The organism is Salinimicrobium sp. WS361 (genome assembly GCF_050750585.1).
In the GTDB taxonomy this organism is placed as follows: domain Bacteria; phylum Bacteroidota; class Bacteroidia; order Flavobacteriales; family Flavobacteriaceae; genus Salinimicrobium.
In genome coordinates this window covers 1-6,169 of the sequence record NZ_JBOJLM010000033.1, presented here as the reverse complement: position 1 = coordinate 6,169, position 6,169 = coordinate 1, and the positions used below count along the sequence as shown (strand labels likewise).

At 34.1% G+C, this 6,169-nt stretch carries 6 protein-coding genes; all 6 read left to right on the top strand.

All coding sequences use genetic code 11. The features are described 5' to 3' along the window. Positions 1–59: 59 nt before the first annotated feature. The 6 genes from ACQ93I_RS16925 (at position 60) to ACQ93I_RS16900 (ending at position 6,136) form a co-directional block, all read left to right on the top strand. Positions 60–290 (top strand): hypothetical protein, encoded by a 231-nt coding sequence (locus ACQ93I_RS16925; RefSeq protein ID WP_431699553.1) that lies wholly within the window; start codon positions 60–62, stop codon positions 288–290. A gap of 63 nt (positions 291–353) precedes the next feature. Beyond that, positions 354–1,382 (top strand): restriction endonuclease, encoded by a 1,029-nt coding sequence (locus tag ACQ93I_RS16920; protein ID WP_431699552.1) that lies wholly within the window; start codon positions 354–356, stop codon positions 1,380–1,382. A gap of 596 nt (positions 1,383–1,978) precedes the next feature. Continuing rightward, on the top strand, positions 1,979–2,269 hold the full coding sequence (locus ACQ93I_RS16915; protein WP_431699551.1) for a DUF1778 domain-containing protein: 291 nt from the start codon (positions 1,979–1,981) through the stop codon (positions 2,267–2,269). Beyond that, on the top strand, positions 2,266–2,769 hold the full coding sequence (locus ACQ93I_RS16910) for a GNAT family N-acetyltransferase (RefSeq protein WP_431699550.1): 504 nt from the start codon (positions 2,266–2,268) through the stop codon (positions 2,767–2,769). Before ACQ93I_RS16915 ends, ACQ93I_RS16910 begins: the two co-directional genes overlap by 4 nt. A 165-nt stretch (positions 2,770–2,934) precedes the next feature. Next, positions 2,935–4,299 carry a hypothetical protein gene (locus tag ACQ93I_RS16905; RefSeq protein ID WP_431699549.1) on the top strand — a complete coding sequence of 455 codons (1,365 nt, stop codon included), beginning with the start codon at positions 2,935–2,937 and terminating at the stop codon, positions 4,297–4,299. Positions 4,300–5,635: 1,336 nt separating this feature from the next. Then, entirely contained in the window at positions 5,636–6,136 is a 501-nt protein-coding gene (locus ACQ93I_RS16900; protein ID WP_431699548.1) for a hypothetical protein, read from the top strand. Positions 6,137–6,169 lie beyond the last annotated feature (33 nt).

The following is a 6,169-nucleotide window of genomic DNA, read 5'->3' as shown; positions in this document are numbered from 1 at the left end:
CATACGGGGAAGCTGAAAACCGATAAGAGTAAGCACATAATCTAAACCACACAATTTAAATGGGAACAATGATCAACAGAGGAAAAGAATTAATAAGAATTAGTCCAACTAAACCACATCTAATTGAAGTTTCAAAAAATGGCGGTATATCCTGGATTCCTCGATCTGCAGGTTCAGCTTATGGCAATTTTACTGACATAACAGAGAATGGAACTGAAATTTTAGGAACAACTACAAAAGGTTTGTATGTAAGTAAGAATTCGGGCATTAGTTGGATTAAAAGAAGTTAATTATAAAATTGAGCCGCTGAAACAGCGGCTCAATTTTTAAATATTTTACGCTTACTCAGAGAAATGAAAAATTATTGGCTACATAGAATTTCGCATACGGCAGAACTGTCATATCCATTGCTTGACAAAGGTTATTTAACAATAGGCTTTTCAGATTTTACCTGTAAAGAGTTCATAGATAAAGTAATTAAAGATGACTGGAACTACTTCAATGAACAATTTCAGGAGATGTGGGGTAAAGTACCGAGGACAAGACATAACTTATGGAGATTTTTACATTTTAAAAAGGGTGACATTGTTATTGTACCGAGTTGGGGAACCTTTTTCGTTTGTGAAATTGTTGACGACCGACCATTACTCATAGGCGAAGCCCATTCCGCTGATTTAAAAAATTGGGGAAATAAAGAAGTATCAACAGATGGAACTCATCTTATTTCAGAGAAAGGAGAAGTCTATGATTTAGGTTTTGCAAGAAAGATCAAAATTATACACAGCAACATATCCAGAGAAAAATATGCTGATGCCAAATTAACCTCAAGGATGAAGATTCGTCAGACTAACGGCGATATAAACGATTTGAAAAAAAGTATTGAGAAAAGTATATCAAATTATATTGAGAAGAAACCAATACATCTCCATTCCATAATAGTAGATAAAACTGCTAACATTGTATTGGATACGATTAAAAATGAATTAAATCCTGACAAATTTGAAAAGTTGGTAAAATCTTATTTTAAGACAATAGGCGCAAATCAAGTTTCTATTCCAGCAAAGAACGAAAGGGATAAGGAAGGAGACGCTGACATTGTTGCTGTCTTTGAAAACATAAAACTCATTATTTATATTCAAGCCAAATTTCAAAAAGGTGAAATAAATGAATGGGGAACAAATCAAATTTTGGACTACAAAACGAACAAAGAAAGTATTGATGATGGCTATAATAAAATTGCTTGGGTTATAACCTCTGCAGATGCTTTTAACACAGAAGCCGAGAAAATAGCTGCTGAAAACGAAATCCAGTTAGTAGATGGTTTAGAATTTTCAAAAATGCTTTTAAACTCAGGAATTAACCTTCTAAACACCACATTGTAAAAAAACACAGCAGGCAACAACATATAAAAACAATGCTTAATTTGTTCTCGAATCGAAAGTCTTTGCTCGCTTGCTTAGCGGATTGTCCTGCGGACAATCACGCACGCCAGCTCGCACAGTTTTTATACGGGACGTTGTGAGTCATCAATTACGGATCGCAGTCGGCAGATTATAGATCACTGGCAATGGCCGGTGTCTCGGGGATGAAAAAAAGCTACGGGTTAGAATCATCACTCAGCCGCAAGTGGCGCTTTTTTTTGGTAGATTTGGATGTTAAGGCTTGTGACTAAGCGGACTTTTGGCCGATTCTAATTACCAGGGATTAGGCTAAAAAGGGAAATTAAGGACTATTTGCGGCGGACAAAAAAAGACGCCTCACAACACCATATAAAAACAATGCTCAAACCTGTCTCAAATCGAAACTCATTGCTCGCTTGCTGCGTCTGATTGTCCTGCGGACAATCAGACTCGCCAGCTTGCACTGTTTTTATACGAGACGTTGCCCACAATACAAAAAACCGACAATTACGGAATTTAACCGTACGCACATTTGTTCTGTACGTATTTTTAGCGTACATTTGTTGAAAATTAATATTATGGCAACAAAAGAATTAAAACAGGAAAAAGCGAGATTTGATACTCGCCTTCCAAAAGAACAAAAAGTTTTTTTTGAAAGAGCCGCAAGAGTTGGCGGCTATAGAAGTTTAACCGATTTTGTGGTTTTAGCAGTACAAGAAAAAGCTAAGGAAATCATTGCGGAAAAAGAGCAAATCATTGCCTCAAAAAGAGATAGCGAAATATTCTTTGATGCAATCACGAATTCACCAAAAGCAAATAAAAATCTTGTCAATGCTGCGAGTGAATATAAAGCTCACTTGTCCGAATGAAAGAACTCACAGAAAACCTAAACTCTACACATAGAAAAAAAGAATTTTCTTGCGGGAATGATATGTTGGATAATTATCTGCACACACAAGCTAATCAAGATATTAAAAGAAAATTATCCGCTTGTTTTGTCTTAAATGACAACGAAACCGATCTATTAAAAGGGTATTACACTTTAGCAAATAACAGTATTGCGCAAGAATTAATTCCCGCAGAATTTCAAAAAAAATTACCGAATTCATACAAATCAATACCTACTACTCTACTTGGACGATTAGCAATTGATAATAGATTTCAAAGACAAGGTATAGGAAAATTATTGTTGGTTGATGCTTTGCGAAGAAGTTATGATATTTCAAAAAGCATCGGTTCATTCGCAGTTGTGGTTGATCCGATTGACGAAGATGCCGAAAAGTTTTATGACAAATTTGGATTTATAAAACTTCCAGATAGCGGTAAAATGTTCCTATCAATGAATACAATTAAGACATTGTTTGAATAGAAGTACTGTGGGCAACAATGAATAACCCAAATTGCTTGATTCCTTCCAAAAATGACATTTTTGACTACCTTTAAAAATAGTCTTTAACGGACAAATTCCAGTTCCCAAGCCGCAACTTGCGTTATTCGGGACGTTAGCGGCAAGCTCTAGAAAAATTCAGATTAAATGAATGAGAAATTAAAAGAATTCGAGGAAAACACTCCTATTTCAGTAACAAATTATATAGAAATGTCGGAGGCAAATGAGCCTCTGCTTATTTATGAGGGCATCTTCACTATAAAAGATGAGAACAAGGAATTGAAAATAGATGGTAAGATTACTTTCCATTGGGTTCCTGATTCTGGTGTACACTTTGTTGGTAATCCAGTTGATAATAAATCCAATCTCTTCGACATTTTTGATTCTAAGGTTTACTTAAAAGTTTTTATTGACAATTTAGAATTTGGTGAGGGCTTTATAACTCATATAGGTTCCCATATAAAAGGAGTTATATCAAGTTATGCTGTGTATGGAGATAAATCTATTTCTGTTGATCAAGTTCTTTTTTCAGTCCCTAATCTCCGAGAGTTTATGGGTAATGTGATTAAATCAAAAATTGATTCAAGATCTACTTTATGGAGAGGTAGAATTAAACTAGAGAATGAAAAATATATCATAAACATTGATAAAGAAAAGGATTATGAAAACTTAAAAAATCAATTAGTTGAGAAAGGAGGCTATATTTTAATGTATAGAGGTGAACTAAAAAGTAAAAAAGGATCTATAAGTTTTGAAGAAACTAAAAACCTATTCCATTGTCTCAATACTTTTTTAACGTTTTTAAATGGGAGAAGAACTTCAGCAATAGCAATAACTGGTGTATTCGAAAAAGAATCTAAATGGTGTGATTACACCAATTATTATGTAGATCAATATAAACATGTAGAGAGTTGGACTCAATCTCATTCAATTGCTGGCATTGACGGTCTTTGGAAAAATTTCAGCAAAATATGGGAAAAAGAAGAAGATAGGGATTTCCTAACTTCTGCTATACATTGGTATGTTGAAGCCAATAATAATTCAGGATTTTCTGAGGGATCTATTATAATGGCTCAAACGGCTTTAGAACTTATATATAATTGGTGGATTATAGAAAGAAAAGAAATGATTCTTGGTAAGGATGCAGAATCCATAAATGCCGCGAATAAAATAAGATTACTTATATCACAATTAGATATCCGATATAAAATTCCAAAAGCATTTAATAAATTAGAAGAATTCCAAAAAGGTGAAACACAAATTTTAGATGGTCCAGATGCTGTTGTTCAAATTAGAAATGCAATAGTTCATTCTCAACAGGAAAAAAGAAAAAAATTAAGTTCAATCCATAGCAGAGCTAAATACGAAGCTTTACAACTATGCATTTGGTATATCGAATTATCACTTTTAAAAATTTTAGGTTATAATCAAAAGTATTATAATAGAACCTCTAATGAAATGGTTAGAGTTAAGTCAGAAGAAGATCTTCCTTGGCTATTAAATATAGTATGAGCCAGCCGCTAACAATGGCTATCCAAAAATGGCTTTTTTGACAACTAATTTCCTACATTTATTTCCATAAGAAACCGCCGGTTCAACTGAAAGTGAAATCTTCCCTACACGCCACTTTTGATAGCCGGGACGTTGTAAACAAGGCAAAAAATGCCATTTTTGGATGGTGAGTTTTTGAAACCTTAATTAATTACTTTTTTCATCGGACAAAATCGGACGGACAAAAATCTGATTTACCACTCAAAAAAATGATTTTTAAAGCTAATTTTTTAGAACTTCGGGAAAGACGGCGGACTGACAATCGCAACGGATAAAAAACCAGGCTGGGAAAAAAAACCCAGTTTACAACACTGTATAAAAAAAATGCTCAAATCTGTCTCAATTCGAAAGTCCGTGCTTGCTTGCAACGCCTGATTGTCCTGCGGACAATCAAGCTCGCCAGCTCGCACTATTTTTTATACGGGACGTTGTAAACCAGGCAAAAAAATGGCTTTTTAGGAAAGCATGAATTTCTGAAATCTGTTTGAAGATTGTTGACGCCGGACAATTAAAACTCACTAAATCCAATCTATCTCTAAAAAATAGATTTTCAAAAGTGAATTTTTAAAAAAAACGGACTGATCAGTTTTCAGCGGATTAAAAACTTACTAATTACACAAAAAGAATAAAAGCCCAGTTTACAACAACGGTTAACAAAAATGGCTTTTTTGAGAGATAATTTCCTACTTTTATTTCCATAAGAAAGAACTCGTTACGCCGGACAAGTGGATCTTCCCTACTCGCCACTTTCGTTAACCGGGAACGTTGCCTACAATGCCTCGGATTCTACTCAGACGTGAAAAATAAAAAACTGACTCTTCTCCTGGAAATGAGAACGGACTATCACTCAGCCGCAAAAACTAAAAACTGACTTCCACTCTACTGATAAAACTGATTAATAAAACCTTACGGATTAAAAATGGCAAATTTATAATCAAGAATATTTGTATTTTCAAGATAATTAAAAATAATTAACCTTACTCAAACGCTGATACTTTCTCACTCTTATGAAGATTTTTGATTTCGTAAAACAGTTTAATTTATATTCAAAAGAAACACGAGACGGCAAATCTACCGTGATTACTCAAACGTCTCGGCAAAGTAGGCAACAACGTATAAAAACAATGCTAAAACCTGTCTTGAATCGAAACTCTTAGCGTACTTGCTGCGTCTGATTTTCCTGCGGAAAATCATCGCCGGCAATCGCCGCACTGTTTTTATACGGGACGTTGTAGCAAATTTTAAAGCGATACTGGAAAAAATAAAGAATATTACGGAATGAAAATACTTCTAAAACTTGAAAACGGAATCTGAAATACAAACGGTGACTGACTTAGAACAGTGGCTTAAAGATAATTGCTATTCAATGAATAGCTATAGTATCAATGGAAATTCTATCGACGAAGGATATATTCTTGAAAATATCCAAGGCATTTATGAATGGAACTATACGGAACGCGGAGAAAAACAAAAACTTGAATATTTTCCCAACGAAAAAGCGGCTGTTGAATATGCTTTAAAAAAGATTAAAGCAGATGAACACGCAAACCGCAATTATATTGGAATGTATAAAAGCGATCAGAAAGTTGAACAAATATTGGCGGAGTTACGAAAACGTAGAGTAGAATTTTGGACAGATAAAATCCATTATAAATTGAACGATTGGCGAACACGAATATTTGTAATTGGATGTGACATAAAAAAGGTAACGGATTTAATTCAAGACAGAAATTTCACTTCTCCAAGAGATGGAAAAGGACATAGTTTTTGGACTAAGTTGAAAAAAATATTTTCATAAAATAATAAAGGAGACGGAAAATAAAACTTGCTA

Excerpts from the sequence above, each read along its gene's own strand:
- ACQ93I_RS16925 (WP_431699553.1), top strand. The coding sequence starts at position 60 with ATGGGAACAATGATCAACAGAGGAAAAGAATTAATAAGAATTAGTCCA.
- ACQ93I_RS16920 (WP_431699552.1), top strand. The coding sequence starts at position 354 with ATGAAAAATTATTGGCTACATAGAATTTCGCATACGGCAGAACTGTCA.
- ACQ93I_RS16915 (WP_431699551.1), top strand. The coding sequence starts at position 1,979 with ATGGCAACAAAAGAATTAAAACAGGAAAAAGCGAGATTTGATACTCGC.
- ACQ93I_RS16910 (WP_431699550.1), top strand. The coding sequence starts at position 2,266 with ATGAAAGAACTCACAGAAAACCTAAACTCTACACATAGAAAAAAAGAA.
- ACQ93I_RS16905 (WP_431699549.1), top strand. The coding sequence starts at position 2,935 with ATGAATGAGAAATTAAAAGAATTCGAGGAAAACACTCCTATTTCAGTA.